Below are 26408 nucleotides of genomic sequence, written 5' to 3'. Positions count from 1 at the left end.
GGAGGGGTTTTATTTATGATGTAAGTACTTCATGTAAGTGTTCTAAATCATGTTTGAGATGTTTCTCCATCATGGCGCTTGCTGTTTGCGCATCTCGTTCTTTTAAGGCTTTAAAGATTTGTCGATGTTCATCTTGAATATGCGTAGCACGCCCACGTCCTTCAAAGTTCATCACTCGACAGTAAAAGATTAAAGCTTCAATTGTATTGAGTTGACTCGCTAAGTATGGGTTATGACTACATTGAGCAATTTCTTGGTGGAACTTTTGATTCCAATCAATAATGCGTTCATCATCGGCTTTATCACGAATCAGTCGATCAACTTCATCTAGAATATCTGAAACAACCTCTAATTCTTGTTCACTTGCGTGTTGAACTGCCAATTCAACTGCTAATACTTCAAGCGCAATCCTAAGCTCATAAATGTGCTCTACGTCGGTTACCGTTAGCGAGTAGACGACAAATCCAAGCTTCTCATCGGCAACAAGCAAACCATCCTTCTCAAGCAATCGCATTGCTTCTCGAATCGGTGAACGACTAATGCCCATTTCTTTTGAGAGTTGACTCTCATTAATTCTATCACCAGCACGGTATGTGCGGTCATAAATGCGTTGTTTGATCTCTCGATATAATTGGAGATAATATGGAATTGGCTTATCAATCTTTGCAGCACACATGTCATTCACCTATCCTTCAATCGATCGACGATGCATTCGAGTCCGTTGTTCAACCCCATTATTACGTAACGTGTTCTAATCGTTTACGTTTAAATCTATAAAACCGGGAAAAGGTTATTTAACGTTAGAAAAGCAGACCACGATGACAATGGCCTGCTTTCCGTAGGTTATGATATTTGGGGTGAATCGATATGTTACTTACAATGATAAAGGAACAGCCGGAATCTGTAAAGGGATACCGGCTTATAAATTTAAATTAGTTCGGTATCATTGTTCCATTTGTCTTGCTAAGAAACCTGCCGCTGTTTCGATAAGCATTCGTGCCACGCTTTCTTCAGGTGGTTTTTCTTTTGAAATCATGACAACAGCTCCAATTGGATCCCCGTTTGCAATAATTGGCGCGACAACATAACCTTCCATCGTGTCACGATGATCACTTACTAAGTTATAATCACCGTGTTGAAACTCCGCTTTCGTTGTTCGCGTATTAATTGCATCCTCTACAATTTCCCCAATACTCTTGTTTGCAAAGTCTTTCTTCGATCCACCAGATACAGCAATGTATGAATCGCGATCTGCAACAAGAATAGGATGCCCTAAACTGTCATAAAGTGCTTCCGCATACTCCTTTGCAAAGTCCCCAAGCTCAGAGATTGGTGAATACTTCTTCAAAATGACTTCGCCATCTCGGTCTACGAAAATTTCTAATGGGTCTCCTTCACGAATCCGTAACGTACGTCTGATTTCTTTTGGGATGACCACTCTGCCTAGATCGTCAATTCGACGAACAATACCAGTAGCTTTCATTGGTGTGCCTCACTTTCATGTCGATGTACTATCTAATCAATGATGTTCCTTCTCTCATGACTGTTTTTAGTATCCGTAACCAAAAAAAGAACTATTCACCCATAATAAAAAAAAGTTTACCTTACACATCCTGATCCCGTAGATTACAGGGGTTAATTCCATAAAAAAAATGAAGCACTCCATTATAAAAGAGTGCTTCATTTACTAAGATACCGTTTTGGAAGCGGTTTTCTTTTTCACTTCTGGTATTCTTGACATTAGCTTCTCAAGTAACGTTACATAAACGAGAGAGCCCATACGTTTCTTTTGGATATTGAGCTTAATTTGACTACCCTCTGTCCCAACACCAACGTCTCGACCAAGCTCATTAACTAGGCGGAACAATTCAGCGCCATCGATGTTATTCGATGCTTCTTCAGTGAATAAGATTGTACATTTACCGCCTGTTTCTGAAATTGAAGCAACACCTTCTTGTAAGCTATACAATTTGATCGTTGCAATCGAGAAGAGCGCTCGCACTTCATCTGGATATTCGCTAAATCGATCCATCATCTCATCTTGTAGATCGGTTAGCTCATCAAACGTATTGATCCCTTTGAAACGCTTATACATTTCAATTTTTTGTTTTGGATCATGAATGTACGTCTCAGGAATGTACGCTTCAACTTTAATATCTAATGGAATGTCTTCAGCTTTTGGTTCACGTTCTTTCGTACTTCCTTTATATTTACGCTGCTCAATTGCATCTTTTAGCATTTGTGAATACATATCAAAGCCGACACTATCGATATAGCCATGTTGTTCAGCTCCAAGCAAGTTCCCCGCGCCTCGAATGGATAAGTCACGCATTGCGATCTTAAATCCTGAACCGAGCTCTGTAAACTCTTTAATCGCTTGTAGACGCTTTTCCGCCACTTCAGTTAGAACTTTATCACGTTTATACGTAAAGTATGCATATGCAACGCGATTTGAACGTCCAACTCGACCCCGGATTTGGTAAAGCTGACTTAATCCCATTTGATCGGCATTGTAAATGATGAGTGTATTTACATTCGGAATGTCTACACCCGTTTCAATAATTGTCGTCGTTACAAGAACATCTTTATGACCTTCTAAGAAATCAATCATCACTGACTCTAACTCACGTTCATTCATTTGGCCGTGTGCATAGGTGACGTCAGCATCTGGTACGAGCATTGAGATCTGCTCTGCCATCTGCTCAATGTTATCGACACGGTTGTACAAGAAGTACACTTGGCCACCACGACTGATTTCACGCTCAATTGCTTCTTTTACGAGAGAGGCATTGTATTCCAGTACATACGTCTGCACAGGGAAACGATTTTCTGGTGGCGTTTCAATAAGGGATAAATCCCGTACACCGAGCATCGACATGTGAAGCGTTCGCGGAATTGGTGTCGCAGTTAACGTTAGTACATCAATGTTCGAACGCAATTGCTTAATTTTTTTTCTTTATGCGTGACGCCAAATCGTTGTTCTTCATCGACAATCAGTAACCCTAAGTCTTTGAACTTTACGTCTTTCGATAAAATACGATGCGTTCCAATGACCATATCCAAGCCACCGGTCTCAAGGGAACGGACATTTTCATTGATCTCTTTACGTGTTCTAAAGCGATTAAGTACACCGACGTTGATTGGGTAATCGCCAAAACGCTCCAAGAATGTATCATAATGTTGCTGTGCAAGAATTGTTGTCGGAACGAGAAGTGCGACTTGTTTGCCTGACATGATGGCCTTAAACGCTGCACGGATTGCTACTTCTGTCTTCCCGTACCCTACGTCACCACATAGTAGGCGATCCATCGGACGCTCTTTCTCCATATCCTCTTTAATCTCTTCGATCGCTTTTACCTGATCTTCCGTTTCTTGATAAGGGAATGAGCTCTCAAACTCTCGCTGCTCCGTGCTATCTTCTGAGAACGCATGTCCTTTCGAACTTTCACGTTCAGCATACAATTTGATCAAATCATCAGCAATGTCTTCTACAGACGACTGTACTTTCCGTTTAACTTTCTTCCAGTCCTGACCACCCAACTTGTAGATCTTCGGGTCTTTATCTTCAGAACCAACATACTTTTGAATTTGGTCAATTTGCTCTACAGGAACGTACAACTTGTCATTTCCCGCATAAGAAATATGAACGTAGTCTTGATTCATGTTGTTTACAGACAACGTTTCAACGCCGAGATATTTACCGATCCCATGACTGACATGAACGACTAAATCACCGACATTAAGTTCAGAGTAACTTTTGATTCGCTCAGCGTTCGATAACTTCTGTCGACGTCTAGCTTTTGTTACTTTTTTCGTGAACGTTTCACGCTCTGTAATGACAGCAAGGTGCTCAAACGGCAACTCAAAGCCATTGTGCAAGTCTCCTTGTACAATGTAGGCCTTCCCTTGGTCTAGAGGTTCATCTCGAGAAACAGGAGTTGCTTCGATGTCATAATCTTGAAGAATCCCCTTTAGACGCTTCACACGATCGTCATCTGAAGCAATAAAGACGATGGTGAAGTTTGCTTTTGACCAGCGCTCCACCTCATTTTGCAACACAGGCATTTGACCATGGAATTGTTGCATCGCCTTACAATTAATACTTTCAACATTTGCAGCTGAACACCGGGTACGCCACGTAAAAAGATCGAGAAATAAATGACAGATTGGTCGATTGACTTAATAATATCTTCATAATGCTTTGATAAACGTAAGTCATGGGGAACTTCTCCTTGTTCAAGCATCGTCATGTGCCAATCCGACTCTTCTCGGTCCAAGCGAACGGCTGTTTCTTGCACCCGACTAATTTCGTCTACAAAAATTTTCGCTTCGCTCGGTAAATAATCAAGCAATGTTGCAGGTGTTTCATACATATACGAAATATACTTGTATAATCCTTGGAAACGAATTCTTTCGTTAATTTGGTCAAGTTCAAACGATAACGATTTCTCAAGCTTATCCCGTGCCTCTTCATCGTTTACTTTTTTTTGAGACTCTTTTGCATTTGTTCTGTGAGATTTTCAGCAGCTCGTTGCCATTCAGGCTCAGTTAAGATTGTCTCTTCAGCGGGTCCAATTGTAATTTGCTCAATTGGTTCAAGAGAACGTTGGTCTTCTGCATTGAAATAACGCATCGAATCAATTTCAGTATCAAATAAATCAATCCGTAACGGATGTTCTTCAGTTAAAGGATAAATATCTATAATTCCACCACGCACACTAAATTCACCCGGTGTGGACGCAAGGTCTGCACGCACGTATCCCATTGCTTGAAGCTCAGCTAAAAACGCCTCAACATCTAATTCTTGGCCAACACGCAATTCATATTGACTTTTTTTCCCAGCGTTCTTTCGGCGGCAGCAAGCGACGTAATCCTGCAATTGGGATAATAATAATTCCTTTGAAATCAGCAAAAAGCGCATTCATAACCTCAATGCGCTGAGATCTCATTTCTGGGCTCGCTACAGCGATTTCTGAAGAGATCAATTCGTTCACCGGGTAAAGATATACGTGATCCTCACCAATGAGATCACTTAAATCTTCCTGCCATTTTTGAGCTTGCAATAAATTGTACGTAACGAGAACTTGCGGCTTATGCCCCAATTCATAAAGACCAGACAATAATAATGTCTTAGCCGAACCGCTCAACCCCGTTAAAAGTTGCTCTTTTAATCCTTTCTCCAAACCATCTTTAATGCTTTGGATTTGCTGATTATTTAAGAGCTTATGCTCGATCGCTTTCATGAAGCCGATCCTCCCCTAATGATTCAAACTATTCTCCATTTATATGTCACTCGTTCATGTCCTTGTTCATCTTAATGATACCAATGGTCTTGTTCATGAACGTGCGGTGAAGCTTGACTCATCTCATAGCACGTATCACATAGCGCATGTACGTGTAAATTCCCTTGTTCATCGGTCTCTAGAACTTCTTTCTTCTCTTCTTGATTGAGTACCGAAAAACCTAAATCATAGTCCATTGCCTCTCGAGATGAGACTGTACCAAGTTCTGCGTTGCACTGCTTGCAATGATAATAAACGACCATATTCTCTCCTCACTTTCATACTACTAGTTTCAACGAGTAAGGAGAGCGCTATACCTCTTAATTGTGTTGATTCATGACGCGATCAAAATCATCGTGAACCCACGTCTCACATGCACGTACAACATTTTCACGGGCATCTTGAATGGCATCCATTTCCCGTTTATCAAACTTCGATAGGACGTAATCGACAACTGCTTTTCCTTCTGGCGGGCGATCAATGCCAATTCTTGCTCGGTTAAACTGTTTCGTCCCTAATTGATCAATTAAAGAACGGATTCCATTATGACCGCCATGACCACCAGATTTACGATATTTTACAGTACCTGTCGGTAAATCCAGGTCATCATAGACAACAAGAATGTCTTCTGAATCAAGATCGTAGTAATTAGCAACCGCTCGAACGGACTCTCCAGAAAGGTTCATGAATGTAAGCGGTTTTAACAGAATTAACTTCTCGCCATCACGAATCACTTCAGTATATTCAGCCCTAAAGTTAGTATGCTTTTTTAGCTTTTCTCCCCAGCTCTTTGCTAGATCATCGATCGCCATAAAGCCAACATTGTGTCTCGTTTTCGTATATTTTCTTCCAGGGTTACCTAGGCCTACAATTACCTTCAAGGATGTAACTTCCTTTCAGTTCATTTACTTAAACTGCGAAAAAGGCATAACCGAGGGGCTATGCCTTGTCCTTCATTCGCTTTTCATTATTGTTCGTTATCGTCAGACCCTTCATCAGAAGCCTCATCGTTCTCTACAAGCTCAGGCTCGTCCGAAGCTTCTTCTTCAGTGCCTTCGTCTTCAAGAGTTGGGGCAAGAACTGCAACAACCGTTTCTTCATCATCGTTGTTGAATTCAAAGTTCTTTCCTGATTTCAAGTCTGAAACTGAAATTGAATCACCAACACCTAATTGAGAGATATCAACTTCAATTGATTCTGGAATTTCTGTTGGTAGTGCACGAACGGAAATCGTGTAAAGCATATGAGAAAGTACGCCACCTTCTACTTCACCTGGTGCATCTCCAACAAGATTAACAGCAACATCTGCATCGAGCTCTGACTTCATATCGACTTCAAAGAAATCAATGTGTGTTGTGTTCCCTTTGAGAATATCATTTTGTAGATCGTGTACCATTACTTGATGCTTCTTACCATCGCCATCGACAAAAAGATCAATAATACCGTTACGTCCTGCTTCACGCAATGTCTTCATAAATTCGATGCTTGGTACAGAAACCGCAATGCTCTCGGTTTTCTTTCCGTAAAGAACAGCTGGAACAAACCCGTCAACTCTTAGCTTACGTGTTACTGAACGTCGTAAGTCATTTCTAGAATGTGCTTGTAATTTAGCCATTGTCTATAGTCACCTCATCGATTATTTTCACGTACATTACTGCTCATGCATCCTGTTAACGTTTGTACGTACGATAAACTCACCCTCTAAGGCTATATGCTAGCATGATTTAAACCCTCATGCAAATGATGCCCCTTTTCCTTAAAACAACGTACTCACTGATGTTTGCTCATGGACACGAATAATTGCATCTGCCATTAACGAGCCAATTGATAGTTGAACGAGCTTTGGAATCTTCTTCTCTTCAGGCAAAGCAATGGTGTTAGTAACGACAACTTCTTTAATTTGTGAGTTTCTAGCCTTGAAATTGCCGGTCCTGATAAAACAGGGTGAGTGGCACACGCGTACACTTCTTTTGCACCATGTTTCATAAGGGCATCGCCCGCTAGTTGAAGCGTACCTGCTGTATCAATGATGTCATCAATAATAATTGCCGTCTTGTTCTCAATATGACCAACAATGTTCATGACTTCAGCTTCATTAGGCGAGGTCGACGCTTATCAATGATTGCAATCGGTGCATCCATTAAGTCAGCCATTCTTCTTGCCCGCACAACACCACCATGATCCGGAGACACGATTACGAGATCTTCTAGGTTCTTCTCTAAGAAGTAAGAGGACAGAATTCTTGATCCGAGTAGTTGGTCAACTGGAATATCGAAGAAACCTTGGATTTGTGACGCATGCAAATCAAACGTTAATACGCGAGTCACGCCTGCCGTCTCTAAAAGATTTGCTACGAGCTTTGCTGTAATTGGCTCTCTTGAACGTGCCTTACGATCTTGTCTTGCATAGCCGTAGTAGGGAATAACCACGTTAATTGTTTTTGCAGAGGCACGTTTACAAGCATCGATCATAATTAATAGTTCCATCAAATGCTCATTTGCGGGTTCAGATGTTGATTGAATTAAGTAGACATCATCTCCACGAATACTCTCTTCAATGTTGATTTGTACTTCTCCATCGCTAAATCGTTTAACAGAACTCTTTCCCATTTCTACACCGATGTGAGAAGCAATCTCCTCAGCAAGTGCAGGATTTGAGTTCAATGTGAAAATCTTTAATGTTGAGTCAACATAGCTCATTGAACGAACCTCCTAAAGGTTATTTTTTTATCGTTTTTGTTCATATAGCCCGTTTTATTCGTTTGTCTCGCTCTTGCAAGCGCTAAAGAATCACCTGGCACATCATCTGTAATGGTGGAACCGGCAGCTACAAATGCACCTTTGCCGATCGTGACAGGCGCGACAAGGTTTGCATTACAGCCAATAAAAGCACCATCTTCAATCGTCGTTACGTGCTTTTCTTTCCCATCATAATTCACGGTTATTGAACCGCAACCAACATTGACGTTTTCCCCAATATTCGCATCGCCTAAATAACTTAAATGGTTAGCTTTTGATCCTTTGCCAATGGTCGATTTCTTCACCTCAACGAAGTTGCCGAGCTTTGCTTCATCATGAATTGTTGATTCTGGACGAACATGTGCAAAAGGACCGATGTTGACATCTCGACCAACTGTACTCTTTGTAACAACTGATTGTTTGATTGTTGAATAAGAACCAATTGTACTATCTTCAATCTCTGAGTTTGGTCCGATTTCACTTCCTTCATGAACAATTGATTTTCCACGAATAATCGTACCAGGGTGGAGGATCGTATCTGGGTGTAACTCTGCATCTGCCGAAACATACGTCTGATCAGGCGCAATAAACGTGACGCCTTGCTTCATCCAATGTTCATTAATCCGCTTTCGCATGACTTGCTCCGCCTGCGAGAGCGCTAAACGATCATTAACTCCCATTGCTTCTGCGCCATCATGGGTTTCAAATGCTGCAACCCGTTCGCCTTCATTCTTTAAGATTTCTAATACGTCAGGAAGGTAGTATTCGTTTTGAGCATTTTCATTCGTGACTTTTTCTAAAGCAGAAAATAAAGCTTCGTTATCAAAACAATACGTCGCTGTGTTAATCTCAGAAATTCCACGCTCTTTTAGTGTTGCATCTTTATGTTCAACAATACGTAAGACATCTCCACTTTCAGGATCACGGATAATTCTTCCGAGCCCCGTTGCGTCATCTACGCGCGCTGTAAGTACCGTTACTTTCGCCCCGCGATCTTCGTGATAATCACTCAGCGCTTTCATCGTCTCAGCAGAAATCATTGGCGTATCTGCACTAATGACTAGCGTCGTTCCTGAACGATCGGCTAAATGGGGTGCTGCTTGTTTCACAGCATGACCGGTTCCGAGCTGTTCATGCTGCCAAACAAACTGACAACGATCTCCTAGCATTTCTTTGACTTCTTCACCTTGATGACCGATGACGACAGTCGACTCTTCAAAACCAGCCGATTGCACTTGTTCTAAGACATGTGAAATCATTGGCTTCCCACAAACTTGGTGTAAAACTTTAGGCAGTTTTGACTTCATACGTGTACCTTGCCCAGCAGCAAGAATAATTGCGTATCGGTTACTCATTCAAAGACCTCCGATTGAATTCATTATCCAAAAAGTACAGACGTCTGCACTTTAGTAATGACTTATGATCTTGTATGAATATATCTTATCTCGAGGGGTTTTTCAATCACGAAAAAAGACCCTGCACATCGTTGTGCAGAGCCTTCATGATTAAGAAGCACCCGCTTCTTCATACTCAACATTTTCATATTGTCCTTGACGCTCGTACTCATCCAACACTGCTGTTGGATCTTCTCGCGTGTACGGGAAGAAATTGGGTGGGCGATGTCTCTAAATTCTCCATCAGGGGTACGCTTGCTTGGCATTGCCACGAACAACCCGTTGTTGCCGTCGATAACACGAATATCATGTACAACAAATTCCTGATCAAAGGTAATCGATGCAATGGCACGCATCCGACCAGCTGTATTGACCCTACGAAGTCTTACGTCTGTTACTTCCATCCTTTCACCACCTTCACTAACTCTTCACATCTTCATGTTGTGAGCGTTTTATTTTGGCTCTGGGGAATATTTTTCCACATTAAGATTGCATATTCCTGCTTAATTTCTAAAAATATTCAATATTTGTTCGTTTAATGTTCTGAATCAAATCTAGAACGTCGATTTTCACTTAGTGCTACGGATCACCCATGCAAAACATGGGCTTTTAGAAATACTTAGCGTGACAAACAAAAAAACGAACCGAAAGGTTCGTTTTAGGCTTGTACTAGCGCAATCACTTCGATTTCAATGAGGACGTCTTTAGGAAGACGTGCCACTTCTACGCACGAACGCGCAGGCTGGTGAGTATCAAAATACTGTCCGTACACTTCATTAATCTCAGGGAATTGATTCATATTTTTAATAAACACTGTCGTCTTCACTACCGATTCAAGCGTTGCACCCGCTTCTTGTAGCACGGCCTTAACGTTTGCCATCACTTGGTGTGTTTGCTCTTGAATACCCCCGTCAACAATCGTCATGTCTTTTGTAAGGGGGATCTGACCTGAACTATAAAACATGTTATTCACGATGATTCCTTGAGAATATGGGCCAATGGCTTCAGGTGCTTCTTTCGTAAATACCTTTTTCATTGCTTTTCCCTCCAAGATCAACCTAGAATTTGAGATGTTTTGAGTAATTCCCTGGAACGGCTTTGATTTGTTTCGTTTTCTCGTTCACTTCTTCAAGTCGAACGAGTGAAATGTAATCATCTATAACTCTTTCATCTGTTGCAGCTTCAACGAGTACGGCAATACCAACAAGGTTAGCCTTCACCTCTTTTAATAGCTCTGCCATCCCTTGAGCGGTGCCCCCGCCTTTCATGAAGTCATCAACAATGAGCATGTTCGCTCCTTCGGATATACTACGACGTCCAATTGACATCGTTTGAATCCGATTTGATGAGCCTGATGCATAATTGATACTTACGACAGAACCTTCGGTAACGCGATGGTCTTTTCGAACAATACTAACCGGAACATCAAGGTGATTACCAATCGCATAAGCGAGAGGAATTCCTTTCGTTGCAACGGTCATTACCCCGTCCACTTCCCTTGAACGATAAATACCAGCGAACAATCGTCCAATATCATTCATAAATCGGGGTTGTCCAAGAATATCCATAAGGTAAAGGTACCCACCTGGTAGCAGTCGACTAGCGTCCTCTAAACGTTCGCAAAGAGATTGAACAAGCCGCTCCCCTTCTTCAAGTGGAACCGCAGGCTCATAACGAACACCACCACTTGCGCCAGGGACCGTTGTCAAATAACCCATCTTCTCACTTTCAAAAATGGACTTAACGATCGTTAGATCTTCACTAATCGATGACTTAGCCGATTGGTAACGTTCTGCAAAGTACGTTAACGAGATCAATTGATTCGGATTTTGTAATAAAAAGTACGTCATATCAACAAGACGTCCACTTCTTTTTAGCTTTTTCATGACGACCTCCGAAAACACGAATATTTCAAGAGTATGATACCACTTTTATACGTATTTTCACAAGTAGCTTAGGAAATCGTTCGGACTGCATACACTTGATCACAAAATCCTCGCAACGCATTGTAAACACGGTGGACTTGCCCTTCGTTACGAATAAGGCCAAACACAGTTGGGCCACTACCGCTCATTAAGGAGGCATCTGCACCTGATTCAAGCATACGCTCTTTAATTTGTAGCACCTCATGATGCAACGACATCGTCACAGGCTCCAAGTCGTTATGAAGATGATGACAGATTTGGTTGTAATCTCCTGCAAGAATTGCTTGCTTAATCGTTTCACTTTTAGGAGCTACAGCATTTGATGACATTTGAACCTTTCCGTACACTTCTCCCGTCGACACGCCAATTGGAGGCTTTGCTAGGACGACCCAGCACGGGGGCGGAGCAGGTAGCCGTTCAATCTTCTCGCCTCTTCCCGTTGCTTTTGCCGTACCACCGTACACACAAAATGCAACATCTGAGCCGATTTCTGAACCTAGAGCAGCCAATTGTGCTTTCGACAACCCTAAATCCCACATTTGGTTTAATCCTCGTAACACTGCTGCTGCATCACTACTGCCTCCAGCAAGACCTGCAGCTACGGGTATGTTTTTTTGGATATAAATCGTTACACCGGCAGCAATTCGAAATCGATCCTTAATTAAACGTGCGGCTTGGTAAGCGAGGTTACGGCTATCAGCAGGAATGTATCCCGCTAATGTTTGTATAACAATTTGTTGGTCGTTTCGAATCGTTAAATCAATTCGATCAGCTAGATCAACTTCTGTCATAATCATTTCCACTTCGTGAAATCCATCCTCGCGTTTTGCCAGCACGTCTAACGAAAGATTAATCTTTGCTGGTGCTTTCAGCGAACATTTCAACAGCTTTCTCCTCTTTCTCGCAATCTACACGAATTGTATTCCTTTATTTTAGTCGAAATACTTACCTATGTACAGGATGCGGACCCATCGCTTCTAACGAGTGTTCTTATACAAAAAGAGACACCAGCAGATGAACTGCGGTGCCCCTTCTTTGTACGGCTATTACTTCTGGTACTTGCTGGCTAATTGCTCTTCTGCCATTTGCACGGCGCGTTTGACCATGTTCCCGGCATCTCTTGACTTAATGCCGCCCCAACCTTCTCGTTGGACCGTATCATAAAAGCCTAGTTCTTTTGCAATTTCTTCTTTGAGTGCATCTGACATTATACTTCGATGACGGCTCAACGGAACCAGCTCCCTATCTAAGCTTTACCGTACAACCTTTATGATGCTCTGCAGACAAAAAAATATAGCTGCCAGTCTTTACAGAACTAAGCAGCATAAGTAAGTTCAATCTATCATTCTCTGTTATATTACGCTAATTCTTGATCTTCGCAAACCGTAAGTTGTACGGTTTCCGTTAATACGTCCGTGTAACTGTAAGACACACGTTCTACTTTGTGTTTGTCTCGATCTAACTTCACAATAAATACTGAGGGGTACGTGCCTTCTAACATTCCTGAACGCTCCACAATCTTGCGGCGTCCGCCATTAGCTTTCAGTGTAATCCGCTTACCTACGTTCTCTTCAAGCGACTGCTTAATTTCTACTAACGTTTTACCCATCTTGTCACCCCACCTCACTAAGCTAATTTTATCACAAATCCAACAATTGGTCAATGAAATACAAAATATTAAATTTTAACAGCCAGAAGTATAGGCTGTCAACCATTAATAATGTCGAATCTGAAGATTTCTCCTTAGGATGCCTCATTTTGGTAAGACTATACATGTATGTTTTAACGTGTCGTTTACTATGAATTGAATACGGAATACATGAAAACCTGTCGAACGAACGTTCACGACAGGTTTTCTCATTACAAATCATCTTGGTTCTTTAGAGGAATCCCTCGACGTAGAACTCCTTTTGTATCAATTCCACCAAGGCCATCTTCACCAGTAATCGTATTACGCAACACTTCGCTTAGCTGTACCCGGTCCAAAAATGGCGTCATACTAACACGCGATGCAATATATACAGGGTCCAGGGCATGAATATTCACTCTCGAAGGAGAGCTTGCAAAATTTGCCCCAGCACGAATTAACCCTTCGAAGTACGACTGACAAGCACCAGCAAAAATAATAAGATCATCTAGGTTCGGGATTGCCTTTCGTGCCTCACGAACCGTTTGGGCAAACGCTTTGGAATGTCGGTACGCCTTTAAATCTTTATCCGTCCCTTTTGAACGAGTAAACGCATCATGCCCTGTAATGACTAGAATATCGGGTTGAACCATCTCAAGAAGAGAAGCAACTTGATGAGGCATATCTGTCTCACGCATGTGGGCGCCGTACACAGGAATTCCTAGCCGATCATACATGGCTGTGCATTTTTGCAAATAAGAAGCGTCTCCATCCATATGCAAAACACGACCCTCATCTCAAAATATTGGGGATTCGGGGTCGTATACGCTGAAGACAATTCATATTCATTTTTTTCTCTCATTAGCCGATAGTCTTGCCGAAACAATCGATAACATTGTTCTTCTTTTTTCTTTTGCTCTTGCTCGAATTCCGTCCGTTCATCATCATCTACTTTTTTTCAGATCAGAGAGCGGGGCATCTGCAACGAGGCGTAGCTCCTCACCCTTCAGTTCAATGTTCGCCTCATCATCAACCGATGTAACGCGAAACAATACGTCCTCCCCATAGGAAATCCGTGTAACCAAGTCGCCAACCTGTAGGGACATCGTGATTCCTCCTCTTATACCGTTACCTTATGCAACGATCCTTAGAGAGGTGAGGAGGTTCGTGCAATTTCCCAAGCATCTGCAAGCTTTGCAAACTCCTCAATCGTTAACGACTCAGCTCTTCTTCCGCCGTCTATGCCTGACATCTCAAATGCTTGAGCAACCGCTTCTTTATTTCCAGACCACGACTGCAAATTATTTCGAAGTGTTTTTCTCCGTTGTGTGAAGGAAGCACGAATGAGTTTAAAGAACGCATCTTCATTTTTTACTTGTACAGCTTTTTCACTTCGAATCGTGAACCGAATAATCGATGATTCAACATTCGGTTTTGGCACGAAAACATTGGCTGGTACGTGGCTAATTACTTCAGTTTCTGCATAATATTGTGTTGCAATTGATAAGGAACCATATGCTTTCGTAGAAGGCTTTGCTGCTAGACGATCACCGACTTCTTTTTGAATCAATACCGTTAACGTCTTAATCGGCAAGCGCTCTTCTAGAAAGCGCATGAGAATTGGCGTTGTCACATAATAAGGCAAGTTCCCAGCTGCATAAACGTGTTCTACTGACTGGAAATCTTCGCTAAACACTTGATCTAAATTGGCTTTTAAAAAGTCTTCATGGCGAATCTCCACATTGTCATATTGCTTCAACGTTTCATCTAACACAGGCAATAAGCGTTGATCAATTTCATATGCGATGACTTTCTTAGCACGTTTTGCTAATTGCTCAGTTAACGCACCAATACCAGGACCGACTTCAATGACTCCATCCTCAGAGGTCATTCCCGTCGCATCAACGAACTTATGCAAAATATTAACGTCAGTCATAAAGTTTTGACCGAGGCTTTTTTTTGCTTTTAAATCAAACTGTTCAACAATCTCCCTCGTTCTTGAGGGCGTTGCAATGTCTTTCATCATTTAAGACCAACTTTCTTCACAGCATCATAAAATTCACGCTTGGAGATTCTGAACTTGTGCATCCGTTTTAAAAACTGCTTACCGTTCGCATAACCAATACGGAGTTCATTTCCGATCAGCTCACGCCTTTTACGTGCTTCCGTTCCTGCCATTAAACCGACTGCATGGATGTCTTCAAGCAAAACCGGATCATACTCGTCTAAGACGCTACCATCTCTCACATTTTGCAACGCTTCACGAATGACTTCCGGAGAAGCATGTTCAACACCTACACTCTTCTTGTTCGCAGAAATCGCTAAATGCTTCGGTATAAACGCATGTTTAGCAGAGGGTACTGCTTCTGTAACAATTCTACGAATACGCTCTCCTGGATAGTCAGGATCTGTTAAGACAATAATTCCTCGTCGTTCGTCTGCCAATTTGATTTGTTCAATCACATACTTAGGAACTGATGAACCAATGGTTTCAATCGTTTCCGCATCAACTGCGCGCTTAATGGCTACCGTATCATCTCGACCTTCAACGACAATGCATTCTTTAATCTTCATGATGAGATCCTAAATAACCGCTTCGCATTCTCTGTCGTTATTTCACTTAATTCCTCAAGAGTTAGCCCTTTCAACTCCGCTAATTGCTCCGCAATAATACGTACACGCGCAGGTTCATTTCGCTTTCCACGGTACGGGTGTGGAGACAAGAATGGACAATCCGTTTCAATCAGTAATCGATCTAGAGGAACGATCTTTGCTACTTCCTTTGGCAACTTCGCATTTTTAAACGTAACAGGTCCACCGAATGAAATGTGCATCCCTTGAGCTAAGCATCGTTCTGCAGTTGCAACATCACCACTAAAGCAATGCATAATGCCCCCCGCTTCACCGACGCTTCCTCTTCTAACAATGTTGCAATGTCTTCTTGAGCATCACGACCATGAATAACGAGTGGCAAATTCACTCGTTTATGAAGATCAATTTGGTCTTTAAACACACGTTTTTGAACGTCAGCTGGGGATTTATCCCAATGGTAATCAAGGCCTGTTTCACCAATTGCGACAACCTTTTCATGAGTTGCAAGTGATTCAATCCATTCCAAGTCTTCTCGTTTCATATCAACACTATCCACTGGATGCCAGCCAATCGTTGCATACATGAATTCGTAACGTTCAATTAAATCCATTGCCTTTGTAATCGTCTCACGATCAAACCCGACAACATTCATCCACTTAACTCCGGCTTCCTTGGCGCGTTCAATGACTTCTTCAAGATCCTCATCAAACTGTTCAACATTCAAGTGTACATGTGTATCAAATAGTTCAACCATTTTGTACTCCTTCTATATCGTAAAATGAGTCAAGTCCCATACGTTAGTATGGAACTTGACCGTTTTTGTTTAAGAAATTAGCGTACCATTTGGAAGATCACCATCAACGGTTACGACTTTTAACGTACCCTCTGCTTTACCAGCAAGGATCATTCCTTCTGATTGCTCGCCTCGCAGTTTTACTGGCGTTAAGTTCGTTACACAAATAATCTTTTTGCCTGTGATTTCTTCAATTGAATAATCTTTTGCAATACCAGATACAACTTGACGTTTTTCGTCCCCGAGATCCAGTTGCAATTTCAACAGTCGATCTGCCTTCTTCACGGGCTCGGCTTGAACGACTTCTGCAACGCGTAGCTCAACTGCCTTGAAGTCATCAATCGTAATCAAATTCGCATCTTCTTCCTGCTCGTCATCATCTGCTTTTGGAGGAGCCATAAGCGCACTAATGGACTCAACTTCTTTTTCAATTTCTAAACGAGGGAAGATAGGTGTTCCTTTTTCAATGACCTTTGAACCGCCTTTAAGCTGACCAAATTGTTGAATCGACTCCCACGTTTTTAGTTCTTCATCGTCCACGAAACCGATCTGTTCAGCAATTGCCGCTGGAGTTTTCGTAAAGAACGGTTGCAACATCACCGAAATGTAGCGGAGTGACTCAGCAAGATGATACATCGCAGCTTGCAATTCCTCTGTTTGACCTTCTTTTGCAAGCATCCATGGTTGCGTCTCATCGATATACTTGTTCGTACGGCTTACAAATTGCCAAATGGCCGTAAGTGAAACCGAAAATTCCATTGACTCAATATGGGAACCGACTTTTTCAACGGTCGCTTCTGCCACGTCTAAGAGACTTGAATCGAAGCTCGTCCCGTCTTTAATGTACGCTGGGATTTCACCGTCAAAGTATTTATTAATCATAGCCACTGTACGATTTAATAAATTCCCTAAGTCGTTTGCGAGGTCATAATTAATTCGTTCAACAAAGGCTTCTGGTGTAAATACACCATCCGCGCCAAATGGCACTTCACGAAGCAAATAATAACGAACCGCATCAAGACCGTAACGCTCAATGAGTGCTTCTGGATAGATGACATTGCCTTTAGACTTCGACATCTTCTCGTTTTTCATTAACAAATGTCCATGACTAAATACTTTCTTCGGTAATGGCAAGTCCAAAGCCATCAACATGATCGGCCAATAAATCGTATGAAAACGAACAATCTCTTTACCTACAATATGAACGTCTGCTGGCCAATACTTGTTATACTTTTCATTTTCATCAGTGCCGTAACCGAGTGCTGTAATGTAGTTCATGAGCGCATCAATCCATACGTACACAACATGCTCAGGGTCACTCTTAATTGGAACTCCCCAAGAAAAAGCGGTACGTGAAATCGCTAAGTCTTCAAGTCCTGGTTTAATAAAGTTATTAATCATCTCGTTTTTACGAGCTTCTGGTTGAATAAAATCTGGATTTTCTTCATAAAAAGCAAGTAAACGGTCCGCGTAACGACTCATTTTGAAGAAGTATGACTTCTCTTTCACAAGCTCAACAGGGTGACCGCTGTCAGGGCTTTTTCCTCCGACAATCTTGCCGTTCTCTTTAATTGGATCCACGAGCTGCAATTCTGTGTAATACGTTTCGTCTGGTACGGAATACCAACCTTCGTATTCACTTAGATAAATGTCTCCTTGATCTTTAAGTTGCTCTACAACTTCTTGTACAGAACGCTTATGACGCTCTTCTGTCGTACGAATAAAATCGTCATACGAAATGTCCAAGTCATCCCAAAGCTTCTTAATTCCAGCGACAATATCATCAACAAATTGAATTGGCGTTACACCGTTTTCTTCTGCTTTACGCTCAATCTTCTGACCATGCTCATCTGTCCCTGTTAAGAACATGACGTCATAACCTTTCAAGCGTTTGTAACGAGCAAGTGTATCCGCTGCAACCGTCGTGTAAGCATGTCCAATATGGAGCTTTCCACTTGGATAATAAATGGGTGTTGTTACATAGAACGTAGGTTTCAAAACAATCTGCTCCTTCCAATCTCTAATAAAAAAAACCCCTCGCCCTTAATCGAAGGGACGAGAGGATTACTCACGTGGTACCACCCTGCTTCCTTCTTATCCGTAGCATCGCCAGAACATACTCGTTCCTACACCTACTTCTAAGAAGCTCAACAGCGCTAACATTAATCGTTAGCAACTTGTCATTAACGCTGACACACGTAATTCCCTTATGCACAATCATTGCACTCGAAAATTAAACCTCCAGGACCATATTCAACGACTCGTTTACGACCGGCTCCCAGCAACCCGGCTCTCTGAACATACGTGATCGTTTACTTATCCATTCATCAGTTTACATGATTATACAGACAAACTTAATTAATAATTATAATTTATAAGTAGTGAAAAGTCAATGATAAACCCTATGTCGAAGAGCATATCCAGTAGTGAAAACACGAAAAAAACCTGATATGACGCCCGTTTCCTTCATTTGAATTTTAAGATTATTATATTGACTTGATTTTACTATACTGGTATGATTGCACACATAGAGATAAAATGTGTCAAAAAAATGACACGAATATACAGTACACTCAAGGAGGAGATTCTAAGCAATGAAATCAACTGGAATCGTAAGAAAGGTTGACGAGCTTGGTCGGGTAGTTATCCCCATAGAACTAAGAAGGACTTTAGATATTGCAGAGAAAGATGCACTAGAGATCTATGTAGACCACGACCGAATCATTTTAAAGAAATACAAACCGAATATGACTTGCCAAGTCACTGGCGAGGTGTCCGACGATAACATCTCCATTGCAGATGGTAAAATTATTCTTAGCCCAGAAGGCGCTAAAGAAGTCGTCGAATCTCTTCAAGGTTATTTATCACAATCGAACCAAAAGGCTACAACGGTTTAATACCTTCTATATACTTATTCCAATAACTAGGGCTACCTTGTCAAAGTGACAGGTAGCCCTTTTCTTATTGCTGAAGTTCATGAAATGCTTTATAAATCTCGTTACGGCTAAGACCACGATCTTTAGCACACTGCTTGAGTGCTTTCTTATGGTCGTCCCCTTGCTCTTCATAATACTGAATATGCTCTTGTACCGTGTACGTTTGCCACCAAGCCTCTTCTTGACCTTTACCCGTGCCGCCTTCAACGATAAAACAAAGTTCTCCACGCCATTCATGGTCAAGATCGATTAATTCAGTGATGGTTCCACGGTAAAACGACTCATACCGTTTCGTCACTTCACGCCCAATGACAATTCGACGATCTCCCCACACAACTTGCAACCGCTCAAGCGTTTGTTTCATTCGATGAGGTGATTCATAAAAAAATCATTGGAACAGTAATAGCTTCCAGCGACTGTTGTACTTCTTCGATTTCTTTTTTTCTTACGAGGTAAAAACCCGTGAAAGTAAAACCGTCCCCCTTCAAACCCTGAGGCAATCCACGTCGTTACTGCTGCGTTTGCACCTGGCAATGGGATAACGGTAATTCCTTCTTCAATACACTTTTGAACGAACCACTCCCCAGGATCAGACACGAGTGGGGTTCCTGCATCACTTACGAGTGCCAGGTTCTTTCCATCATATAAGTCAGCCAACAACTGCTCTGAACGAGCTCGTTCGTTATGCTCATGTAAACTAATCATTCTCGTCGTAATTTCAAAATGATTGAGTAGCTTCACAGTCTGACGGGTATCTTCTGCACAAATAAGGTCGACTTCTTGTAGCGTTCTTACTGCGCGGTACGTCATATCCTCAAGATTGCCAATCGGTGTAGGAACCAGGTATAATGTGCCCGTTTGCATACACGCCCCGCCTCCTCTCTTTAATGTATTGGAGCTTTTCTACGCGAGAAAGCTGCTTTAATCGCCATTCCTCTTGTAACGCTTCACGCTTGGTTTCAAAGCCTTCCATATGGACAAGTGTAAACGGCCCTCGTCCTCTAGTATACTTTGCACCTTTCCCACTTTCATGTAACCGCAGTCTCTCCCACACGTTTCGCGCATATCCAGTGTAAAGCGTATTGTCCACACATTGAATCATATACACGTAATGATCGGTCTGCTCTTTTTCATTGACCCTGCGCTCATACGTGACCTGTTGTCCGTTGTAAGATCTTTGAAAGGCGTCGGTATGTTTCCCATCCTCACCGTATACGAAAATCGGCTCTTGTACAGTTAATCCTCGTTTGCCGCCTTTACTCGCTTCAAGCAGTACGATATTCGCTTGTACACCGGCCTTTGGATGAACAAACTGAAATCGTTTCGGTTCCAAATTCGCACGCGTACACGCTTCAAATAAATCATGAATTCGCTCAGGACGAAAAACAAACGCCGCTTTGCCTTTGTCCTTTAATAGCGCTGAGGCTACTTGAGCAATGTCATAAATCGTGAGTTCAGTTTCATGCCTCGCTAACGTTAACCGCTCGTTCTGATTTGTAAGAGACGAGTGATAATAAGGAGGATTGCATGTGACAACATCAAAGCTTGCACGACCGAATGCTTCAGGAGCTTCTTTAAGATCCCCACAATGCATTTGAATTTGATCTTTGCGATTGTTCAGCCTCATGCTTTTCTTAGCCATTTCTACAACATCGGGTTGGATTTCAATTCCTGTAATCGGCACTGTACTCCGCTCTGACATGACGAGAGGGATTACGCCATTTCCTGAACACAAATCGACCATTGTTCCTCTCGTTTTCTTAACCGACACAAACTGCCCCAAAAGAATAGAATCAATTGAAAAAGCCAAGCGTTCCCGACTTTGTATGATCTTTAATCGGTTTCTAAAAATATAATCGATCCGTTCTTCATCATGCAATAACAAAAGCCTTCACCTTCAACCTGCGTTCACCAAAGAAAAAACCCGACACCTTGGTGACGGGCTTCTAAGCAAACAACGATTATTTTGCCTGGAAAAATGAAAGACAAAACAAGCAATCTCCATCTGTACGCAAGCTACCGTAGTGCAAGTTACAAATGTGAAAGCCTTCGTGATACAGTCTTGCTAAATTATCATAGCCTTCACCAGGTGGGACCGTATCTTGTTTGTCTTGATTCGAATGGTCAGCATGCTCGTCCTTTTGTTCATGGAGTTCTTCTGCTTCCATTCGTTCTCGCAACAGACGGTTCTCTGTTACTAATGCTTGATTCTCCTCAATTAGCGAAGCAAGCTGCTCTTTTAATTCACGGAGTTCTTCGTGAAAAGCAAGGAGCTTCTTTTCCATATGAATCACTTGTGAAAACATTTCTTTCTTCGCCACGTTCGTCTCCCACCCTCTTGTGGCAGCTTTAGCCGATTAATGAACCTTGCTCAATCAATTCTTCTAATGAGTACTCAACCGTTCGCTCTTCATCAAACAACTCGACTTGAACAAGTCTTTCAAGCATGTTCAAACCAACGACACGACCTTTCCCTTCTGAGGTCACAATCTTTTCACCAACATCAGGAAGTTCTTTCTTGGCTTGTTCATACTCATCATTCTCGTATTTCAGACAACACATTAAACGACCACAAAGACCTGAGATTTTCGCTGGATTTAGCGATAAATTCTGATCTTTAGCCATCTTGATACTCACTGGTTCGAAATCGCCAAGGAACGTTGAGCAACAGAGGATTAACCCACACGGTCCTACACCACCGAGCATTTTAGCCTCGTCACGAACACCGATTTGCCTAAGTTCAATGCGCGTTCGAAATACCGCCGCTAGATCCTTGACCAATTCTCGAAAGTCAATTCTTCCATCAGCAGTAAAGTAAAACAACACTTTGTTACGATCAAATGTATATTCAACACTAACAAGCTTCATGTCCAATTTATGTTCTCTGATCTTCTCTGAACATACATCTTGTGCATTCTGTGCCATCGTTTCGTTCTCAAGCACTCTAGCTGTATCTTCGTCTGTCGCAATCCTAAGTACTTTCTTTAATGGAAGGACAACATCTTCTTCTTCCACATTCTTGACACCTAGGACAACGACTCCATATTCAACACCTCGCGCGGTTTCAACAATGACTGAATCGCCAACTTGTATGCTGTGACCTGCTGGGGAAAAATAATAGATCTTTCCTGCTTTCTTGAAACGAACCCCAATCACTTGGTGCAATTATGATCCCTCCTGAATTCGGAACAAAAGACGCTCCATGATCAGTTGTGGGTTAACGTTTGCGGACAAATATCGTTTCGCTTCTATAACAGCTTTCATATTTGCAGCAAGCATTAATTCTGAACGATGCAGACCCTCGGTGCGTAGTCGTTCCAACTGATCTGGATACGCAAGATCTTCTCTGTTCCACTTTGTATAAAGTACATCTCGGTACCAGAATAGGATAAGGTCTAGCCCCGTCTCAATATGGTTCCTATCTTTAAAATGGACGTGCCATTTTTCTTGTAAAAAAAGCCTTGCTTGACGAGGTCGTAATAAAACCTCTTCCGCCAATTGTATCACTACCTGGCGCCCGTGTACAATCCACGTTGACCGCTCTTCTTCAGGAATATCTGCTGGAATTTCACGAATCCTTGCTTTGATTGCAGCAAGCACTTCGGTTTCCCCTTCGTTTTGAAAAACTTTTTGGCGATCAACTTCAGACAATGGGGCAAATGTTAACACTTGAGACCTCGATACGATCGTAGGTAACAAAAAGTGTAAGTTTGACGTAATTAAAATTGCTAACGTTTCTCCTTCTGGTTCTTCAAGAAACGTAAGCAAGCTATTCGCCGCGCTTGCGGTCATTAAATCGGCTTCCTCAATGATGTAAACTTTTCGAACCGACTCCATTCCTTTGTACGTAAACTCTTTTTGAAGTCGTTCGACTTGATGCTTCTTAATCGATTGACCGTCAGGCTTAATCGATGTCACATCAGGGTGATTTCCAGATTCTACACGTCTGCAATCACTACACTCTCCACACGGCTTGTCAATCGCGTCTTTTTGGCATAAAAAGGCACGACAAAGCAGCGAAGCCGCTGATACTTGCTCAGAACGATCTTCGCCTTCAAATATATATGCGTGAGGAAGCCGCTCTCTTACGACCGCATGTCGGAGCAACTTAGCAACGACAGGTTGCCTCGTTTGCAGTTGTTCCCATTTCATTGATGAGCGCCCTCCTCTTAATCATTAAAACTGTTCAAATTGATCGACGTCCAATACGAATACTGTCGCTCCACCAACTTGTACTTCTACCGGATACGGAACATAAGAATCTGCATTGCCACCCATTGGAGAAACTGGTGCAACGAGCTGTTCACGACTTTCACAATTCTCTTTAATAATGTCTAATACGTCACTTACTTGTTCATCTTCAACTCCAATGAGGAACGTCGTATTCCCTGCCCGAAGAAATCCACCTGTTGACGCAAGTTTCGTAGCTCGATAATCGTTCTCTACAAGCGCTGTTGATAGTCGGTTGCTGTCTTTATCTTGAACAACGGATACAATTAATTTCACAGCCGTTTCCCCCTTTGCAATAGATCATTACGTATTTTTAACTGTCTTAATCATACTGGATGACGTCAACAAAAACTAGTCTCTGTTTTTATTGACGATAAAGTCCTCGATTACCTGAGTCACTTCTTCAATAACTGAACGAATAGGCGCTTCTGCATTTATGATACGATACCGTTCATTGTTTTGTGACGCAAGTTCAAGGTAAGCTTTTCTCACTGTTAAATGAAAATCAACCTTCTCATCATCTAAACGATTAGTCTCCCTTGCATTACCGTGAATCCTTGCTTGTCCAACTTCTACTGGTAAGTCAAACAGCAAAGTGATGTCAGGCATTCTTCCTTGTATAGCAAAATCGTTAATTTGTCGGACTTCTTCAACACCAATGCCACGTGCTGCACCTTGATACGCGATGCTACTATCAACAAAGCGATCACAAAGAACGATCTTCCCGTCTTTCAAACCTGGAAGTATACGCTCCACGAGGTGCTGTCGTCTTGCAGCCGCAAACAACAAGGCTTCCGTTCGTGCCTCAACTTCAATCGTTTGATCATCTAACAAATAATGCCGAATCTTCTCTGCAAGTGCGACGCCCCCAGGCTCTCGCGTTGTATCTACACAATGTCCCTTTAGCTGCAATTGTTCTGCAACCGCTTGAAGGACTGTAGATTTCCCTGCTCCTTCGCCACCCTCAAATGTAATAAATAAACCTGATTGATTCATCGTTCACCTCTATTTACGAACAAGAACTTGTCCGTTTCTAACATGTTCTTCATTTTGTAACTTACCACCATGATCGACCCATTCTAATAAATAACGCAATCGTTTAGCATCAATGGTTTCTCCAGCAATAAACAAAGGAATTCCAGGTGGATACGGAACAATGTTCTCTGCAATAATCTCACCTACTGAAGCTTCCATTGAACATAACTTAACGTCATGTTCAACCAAGAACACTTTCTCAATTGTTGCCCGTGTATACGTTGGATAATAAGGTAAGTGACGTTTTTTTTATCGCCACTCGTTGATCCGCATACGTTTGAATGAGACGGTTTTTTTAAATCCATCGCTTCTTCAGCTTCCAAGTGTAGAGGAAGAAAAAGTAAAACATAGTCATGGTCACTTAACTCAACATAGATTTGTTGTTTTTGAAGCACCTTTTCCCACTGTAGACCTGTAAGCTGTTCAGGTGCTCGTAATACGAGCTTTAAAGGGTCCTCATTTGGTACGTATGTATCTTTAGGCAGTCTTGCCTTTAATTCATCATGAAACGCCCACAATCTCCTTGCAGCTCTTTAGAACCAACCTCTGCAACATAAGCTCTTGCAGCATCTAACGACGCCATAATCACATAAGATGGGCTGCTTGATTGAAAACGTCGTAACCACGGTCGAATTCTTTGCTCATCATCTTTGTTTCGTACGTGTAAATACGCACCCATCGTTAATGCTGGTAACGTTTTATGTGCCGATTGCACAACAACATCCGCACCTGCTTTCAAAGATGATAATGGAAACTGTTCATCACTATGTAAATGAGCACCATGGGCTTCATCAACGAGGACTCTTTTGTTGTTCATTTTTGCATACTGAACAACACGTTCAATCTCGCCAACATTCCCAAAGTAGCTCGGTGATGAAAGAACAACAACCTCGGCCTCTTGATAAGCATCCATCGCTGCAGTGAGTGTTTGCAAAGACACCCCTTTAGAGAGTCCTGTTTGCTTATCAAACGTAGGACTAACAAATACAACGTCGACACCAATCATCTCTAATCCATGTATGATTGATTGGTGTACGTCTCGTTGCACAATGACAGGAACTTTTGGACGACAAAATGCTGACAACATCGCCAAATTCCCAACCGTAGAGCCTCCAACTAAAAACATTGACGCTCCCGTTTGGTAATGCTCTGCCGTCAGCTTTTCTGCTTGTTGGATCACACCGGTAGGTGCATGTAAATCATCAAACCCAGGCAACTCGGTTTGATCAAGCTTCATAATCGTCTCATAATACTTTTGGTAGGTCCCTTGTGTTAACTTACCATTTTTATGACCAGGCACATGCAAAGAAATCGGATCGATATTAGCATGTTGTACCAGATGATCAAGTAAAGGTGTAGACTTCGTATTCATCATTTCCTGGACATTCCCCTACAACGTTATCATTTTCATTATAACAAAGTTTAGAAGTGAGCTCATTAATGAGTCAACAGCAGGTTCATCTTGCTTTTACGTAACTGTTCCACATACCATTGATAACTCGCATCTTCAATCTCTAACTCTACAATTGCTCTTTCACAGTCTTTGCAAAGCCACATGGACATTAAGTACATCCCTTGAACGGACTCATGTTTACAAACCCCGCACTCTTGTCTTGAAATCCTCATCTCCATCTCTCCCTTTACGACCGTATTCGATCTTAGTGTTTCCTAAATTCATAGAAATATACTTAGTCAAAGGTATGAGAGTGCTGTTTATAATAAAAAGACGTTAAATCAGAGCCCATTAATTCAGTCTATGGTTAAAAATCAATAAAAGTGCCTGTATGGATAATAAAAAGAAGCTTCCCTTTAAAAAAACCAAAAAAACACGAAGTTCAAAAGAACTTCGTGTTCGA

At 41.9% G+C, this 26408-nt stretch carries 27 protein-coding genes, 5 pseudogenes and 1 other annotated feature; of the genes and pseudogenes, 1 reads left to right on the top strand and 31 read right to left on the bottom strand.

Going from position 1 to position 26408, the window contains the following annotated elements:
• Positions 1 to 13: 13 nt before the first annotated feature.
• The 19 genes and pseudogenes from JCM19055_RS19895 to metG form a co-directional block, all read right to left on the bottom strand.
• On the bottom strand, positions 14 to 676 hold the full coding sequence (locus tag JCM19055_RS19895; RefSeq protein ID WP_042360986.1) for a GntR family transcriptional regulator: 663 nt from the start codon (positions 674 to 676) through the stop codon (positions 14 to 16).
• Positions 677 to 943: 267 nt separating this feature from the next.
• Positions 944 to 1483 (bottom strand): stage V sporulation protein T, encoded by a 540-nt coding sequence (spoVT, locus tag JCM19055_RS19890; RefSeq protein WP_042360985.1) that lies wholly within the window; start codon positions 1481 to 1483, stop codon positions 944 to 946.
• Positions 1484 to 1687: 204 nt separating this feature from the next.
• Positions 1688 to 5243, bottom strand: a pseudogene (gene mfd, locus JCM19055_RS19885) (transcription-repair coupling factor).
• A gap of 71 nt (positions 5244 to 5314) precedes the next feature.
• On the bottom strand, positions 5315 to 5545 hold the full coding sequence (locus tag JCM19055_RS19880) for an anti-sigma-F factor Fin (RefSeq protein WP_042360984.1): 231 nt from the start codon (positions 5543 to 5545) through the stop codon (positions 5315 to 5317).
• Between the two features lie 57 nt (positions 5546 to 5602).
• Positions 5603 to 6163 (bottom strand): aminoacyl-tRNA hydrolase, encoded by a 561-nt coding sequence (gene pth / locus JCM19055_RS19875; protein WP_042360983.1) that lies wholly within the window; start codon positions 6161 to 6163, stop codon positions 5603 to 5605.
• An 86-nt stretch (positions 6164 to 6249) separates the two neighbouring features.
• Complete coding sequence (locus JCM19055_RS19870; RefSeq protein ID WP_042360982.1) at positions 6250 to 6897, bottom strand: 50S ribosomal protein L25/general stress protein Ctc; 648 nt, start codon at positions 6895 to 6897, stop codon at positions 6250 to 6252.
• A gap of 141 nt (positions 6898 to 7038) precedes the next feature.
• Positions 7039 to 7981, bottom strand: a pseudogene (locus JCM19055_RS19865) (ribose-phosphate diphosphokinase).
• Positions 7978 to 9375 (bottom strand): bifunctional UDP-N-acetylglucosamine diphosphorylase/glucosamine-1-phosphate N-acetyltransferase GlmU, encoded by a 1398-nt coding sequence (glmU, locus tag JCM19055_RS19860; protein ID WP_042360981.1) that lies wholly within the window; start codon positions 9373 to 9375, stop codon positions 7978 to 7980. The pseudogene JCM19055_RS19865 and the gene glmU overlap by 4 nt, the downstream one beginning before the upstream one ends.
• 150 nt (positions 9376 to 9525) lie before the next feature.
• Positions 9526 to 9818: pseudogene (gene spoVG, locus JCM19055_RS19855) on the bottom strand (septation regulator SpoVG).
• Between the two features lie 254 nt (positions 9819 to 10072).
• Positions 10073 to 10450, bottom strand: coding sequence for a RidA family protein (locus tag JCM19055_RS19850; protein ID WP_042360980.1), 378 nt, complete (start codon positions 10448 to 10450; stop codon positions 10073 to 10075).
• A gap of 22 nt (positions 10451 to 10472) precedes the next feature.
• Entirely contained in the window at positions 10473 to 11300 is an 828-nt protein-coding gene (gene purR / locus JCM19055_RS19845; protein ID WP_042360979.1) for a pur operon repressor, read from the bottom strand.
• A gap of 68 nt (positions 11301 to 11368) precedes the next feature.
• Complete coding sequence (gene ispE, locus JCM19055_RS19840) at positions 11369 to 12223, bottom strand: 4-(cytidine 5'-diphospho)-2-C-methyl-D-erythritol kinase (protein WP_042360978.1); 855 nt, start codon at positions 12221 to 12223, stop codon at positions 11369 to 11371.
• 162 nt (positions 12224 to 12385) lie between these two features.
• Positions 12386 to 12568, bottom strand: coding sequence for a small, acid-soluble spore protein, alpha/beta type (locus JCM19055_RS19835; protein ID WP_081831894.1), 183 nt, complete (start codon positions 12566 to 12568; stop codon positions 12386 to 12388).
• 128 nt (positions 12569 to 12696) lie between these two features.
• A complete protein-coding gene (gene veg, locus JCM19055_RS19830; RefSeq protein WP_042360976.1) occupies positions 12697 to 12948 on the bottom strand; it encodes a biofilm formation stimulator Veg in 252 nt (83 codons plus the stop codon).
• Between the two features lie 251 nt (positions 12949 to 13199).
• Positions 13200 to 14072 (bottom strand): annotated as a pseudogene (gene yabG / locus JCM19055_RS19825) (sporulation peptidase YabG).
• A gap of 41 nt (positions 14073 to 14113) precedes the next feature.
• Positions 14114 to 14989, bottom strand: a complete 876-nt coding sequence (gene rsmA, locus JCM19055_RS19820; RefSeq protein ID WP_042361003.1) for a 16S rRNA (adenine(1518)-N(6)/adenine(1519)-N(6))-dimethyltransferase RsmA — start codon at positions 14987 to 14989, stop codon at positions 14114 to 14116.
• On the bottom strand, positions 14989 to 15540 hold the full coding sequence (gene rnmV, locus JCM19055_RS19815) for a ribonuclease M5 (protein WP_042360975.1): 552 nt from the start codon (positions 15538 to 15540) through the stop codon (positions 14989 to 14991). The genes rsmA and rnmV overlap by 1 nt, the downstream gene beginning before the upstream one ends.
• Positions 15537 to 16312, bottom strand: a pseudogene (locus tag JCM19055_RS19810) (TatD family hydrolase). Before JCM19055_RS19810 ends, rnmV begins: the two are co-directional and overlap by 4 nt.
• Before the next feature lie 69 nt (positions 16313 to 16381).
• Positions 16382 to 18349: a methionine--tRNA ligase gene (gene metG, locus JCM19055_RS19805; RefSeq protein WP_305047355.1), complete on the bottom strand. Its 1968-nt coding sequence runs from the start codon at positions 18347 to 18349 to the stop codon at positions 16382 to 16384.
• 50 nt (positions 18350 to 18399) lie between these two features.
• Positions 18400 to 18688 (bottom strand) — a binding site (T-box leader).
• Positions 18689 to 18945: 257 nt separating this feature from the next.
• On the opposite strand from metG, the gene JCM19055_RS19800 reads away from it, so the two are divergent.
• Positions 18946 to 19248 carry an AbrB/MazE/SpoVT family DNA-binding domain-containing protein gene (locus JCM19055_RS19800; RefSeq protein ID WP_042360973.1) on the top strand — a complete coding sequence of 101 codons (303 nt, stop codon included), beginning with the start codon at positions 18946 to 18948 and terminating at the stop codon, positions 19246 to 19248.
• A gap of 64 nt (positions 19249 to 19312) precedes the next feature.
• Here the strand turns inward: JCM19055_RS19800 and JCM19055_RS32340 are convergent, their stop codons facing one another.
• The 12 genes from JCM19055_RS32340 to JCM19055_RS19750 form a co-directional block, all read right to left on the bottom strand.
• Complete coding sequence (locus JCM19055_RS32340) at positions 19313 to 19651, bottom strand: hypothetical protein (RefSeq protein WP_370543242.1); 339 nt, start codon at positions 19649 to 19651, stop codon at positions 19313 to 19315.
• Positions 19648 to 20151 carry a 16S rRNA (cytidine(1402)-2'-O)-methyltransferase gene (gene rsmI / locus JCM19055_RS32335; protein ID WP_370543241.1) on the bottom strand — a complete coding sequence of 168 codons (504 nt, stop codon included), beginning with the start codon at positions 20149 to 20151 and terminating at the stop codon, positions 19648 to 19650. Before rsmI ends, JCM19055_RS32340 begins: the two co-directional genes overlap by 4 nt.
• Entirely contained in the window at positions 20102 to 21172 is a 1071-nt protein-coding gene (locus JCM19055_RS19790; RefSeq protein WP_042360972.1) for a GIY-YIG nuclease family protein, read from the bottom strand. Before JCM19055_RS19790 ends, rsmI begins: the two co-directional genes overlap by 50 nt.
• A 76-nt stretch (positions 21173 to 21248) precedes the next feature.
• Complete coding sequence (yabA, locus tag JCM19055_RS19785) at positions 21249 to 21608, bottom strand: DNA replication initiation control protein YabA (RefSeq protein ID WP_042360971.1); 360 nt, start codon at positions 21606 to 21608, stop codon at positions 21249 to 21251.
• Positions 21609 to 21636: 28 nt separating this feature from the next.
• Positions 21637 to 22452 (bottom strand): stage 0 sporulation family protein, encoded by an 816-nt coding sequence (locus JCM19055_RS19780; protein WP_042360970.1) that lies wholly within the window; start codon positions 22450 to 22452, stop codon positions 21637 to 21639.
• A complete protein-coding gene (holB, locus tag JCM19055_RS19775; protein WP_042360969.1) occupies positions 22453 to 23439 on the bottom strand; it encodes a DNA polymerase III subunit delta' in 987 nt (328 codons plus the stop codon).
• A gap of 24 nt (positions 23440 to 23463) precedes the next feature.
• Positions 23464 to 23793 carry a cyclic-di-AMP receptor gene (locus tag JCM19055_RS19770; RefSeq protein WP_042360968.1) on the bottom strand — a complete coding sequence of 110 codons (330 nt, stop codon included), beginning with the start codon at positions 23791 to 23793 and terminating at the stop codon, positions 23464 to 23466.
• 75 nt (positions 23794 to 23868) lie between these two features.
• Positions 23869 to 24513 carry a dTMP kinase gene (gene tmk / locus JCM19055_RS19765; RefSeq protein WP_042360967.1) on the bottom strand — a complete coding sequence of 215 codons (645 nt, stop codon included), beginning with the start codon at positions 24511 to 24513 and terminating at the stop codon, positions 23869 to 23871.
• 9 nt (positions 24514 to 24522) lie between these two features.
• On the bottom strand, positions 24523 to 24711 hold the full coding sequence (locus JCM19055_RS19760; protein ID WP_042360966.1) for a hypothetical protein: 189 nt from the start codon (positions 24709 to 24711) through the stop codon (positions 24523 to 24525).
• On the bottom strand, positions 24696 to 25070 hold the full coding sequence (locus JCM19055_RS24780) for a hypothetical protein (protein WP_052366585.1): 375 nt from the start codon (positions 25068 to 25070) through the stop codon (positions 24696 to 24698). Before JCM19055_RS24780 ends, JCM19055_RS19760 begins: the two co-directional genes overlap by 16 nt.
• A complete protein-coding gene (locus JCM19055_RS19755) occupies positions 25046 to 25927 on the bottom strand; it encodes an aminotransferase class I/II-fold pyridoxal phosphate-dependent enzyme (protein ID WP_052366584.1) in 882 nt (293 codons plus the stop codon). The genes JCM19055_RS24780 and JCM19055_RS19755 overlap by 25 nt, the downstream gene beginning before the upstream one ends.
• A 62-nt stretch (positions 25928 to 25989) precedes the next feature.
• Positions 25990 to 26178, bottom strand: coding sequence for a sigma factor G inhibitor Gin (locus JCM19055_RS19750; protein WP_052361949.1), 189 nt, complete (start codon positions 26176 to 26178; stop codon positions 25990 to 25992).
• Between the last annotated feature and the right edge of the window lie 230 nt (positions 26179 to 26408).

The sequence above is a fragment of the Geomicrobium sp. JCM 19055 genome, assembly GCF_000698185.1.
GTDB lineage: Bacteria > Bacillota > Bacilli > Bacillales > Marinococcaceae > Geomicrobium_A > Geomicrobium_A sediminis.
The sequence above is the reverse complement of the archived record's forward strand: the minus strand, read 5'-3'. Positions and strand labels throughout refer to the sequence as shown.

What these genes read in the sequence shown, in the direction of transcription:
- JCM19055_RS19895 (WP_042360986.1), bottom strand. Translation starts at nt 676, where the DNA reads ATGTGTGCTGCAAAGATTGATAAGCCAATTCCATATTATCTCCAATTA.
- spoVT (WP_042360985.1), bottom strand. Translation starts at nt 1,483, where the DNA reads ATGAAAGCTACTGGTATTGTTCGTCGAATTGACGATCTAGGCAGAGTG.
- JCM19055_RS19880 (WP_042360984.1), bottom strand. Translation starts at nt 5,545, where the DNA reads ATGGTCGTTTATTATCATTGCAAGCAGTGCAACGCAGAACTTGGTACA.
- JCM19055_RS19870 (WP_042360982.1), bottom strand. Translation starts at nt 6,897, where the DNA reads ATGGCTAAATTACAAGCACATTCTAGAAATGACTTACGACGTTCAGTA.
- glmU (WP_042360981.1), bottom strand. Translation starts at nt 9,375, where the DNA reads ATGAGTAACCGATACGCAATTATTCTTGCTGCTGGGCAAGGTACACGT.
- JCM19055_RS19850 (WP_042360980.1), bottom strand. Translation starts at nt 10,450, where the DNA reads ATGAAAAAGGTATTTACGAAAGAAGCACCTGAAGCCATTGGCCCATAT.
- purR (WP_042360979.1), bottom strand. Translation starts at nt 11,300, where the DNA reads ATGAAAAAGCTAAAAAGAAGTGGACGTCTTGTTGATATGACGTACTTT.
- veg (WP_042360976.1), bottom strand. Translation starts at nt 12,948, where the DNA reads ATGGGTAAAACGTTAGTAGAAATTAAGCAGTCGCTTGAAGAGAACGTA.
- rsmA (WP_042361003.1), bottom strand. Translation starts at nt 14,989, where the DNA reads ATGAAAGACATTGCAACGCCCTCAAGAACGAGGGAGATTGTTGAACAG.
- rnmV (WP_042360975.1), bottom strand. Translation starts at nt 15,540, where the DNA reads ATGAAGATTAAAGAATGCATTGTCGTTGAAGGTCGAGATGATACGGTA.
- JCM19055_RS19800 (WP_042360973.1), top strand. Translation starts at nt 18,946, where the DNA reads ATGAAATCAACTGGAATCGTAAGAAAGGTTGACGAGCTTGGTCGGGTA.
- JCM19055_RS32340 (WP_370543242.1), bottom strand. Translation starts at nt 19,651, where the DNA reads ATGAAACAAACGCTTGAGCGGTTGCAAGTTGTGTGGGGAGATCGTCGA.
- rsmI (WP_370543241.1), bottom strand. Translation starts at nt 20,151, where the DNA reads ATGCAAACGGGCACATTATACCTGGTTCCTACACCGATTGGCAATCTT.
- holB (WP_042360969.1), bottom strand. Translation starts at nt 23,439, where the DNA reads ATGAAATGGGAACAACTGCAAACGAGGCAACCTGTCGTTGCTAAGTTG.
- tmk (WP_042360967.1), bottom strand. Translation starts at nt 24,513, where the DNA reads ATGAATCAATCAGGTTTATTTATTACATTTGAGGGTGGCGAAGGAGCA.
- JCM19055_RS19760 (WP_042360966.1), bottom strand. Translation starts at nt 24,711, where the DNA reads ATGGAAGCTTCAGTAGGTGAGATTATTGCAGAGAACATTGTTCCGTAT.
- JCM19055_RS19755 (WP_052366584.1), bottom strand. Translation starts at nt 25,927, where the DNA reads ATGATGAATACGAAGTCTACACCTTTACTTGATCATCTGGTACAACAT.
- JCM19055_RS19750 (WP_052361949.1), bottom strand. Translation starts at nt 26,178, where the DNA reads ATGAGGATTTCAAGACAAGAGTGCGGGGTTTGTAAACATGAGTCCGTT.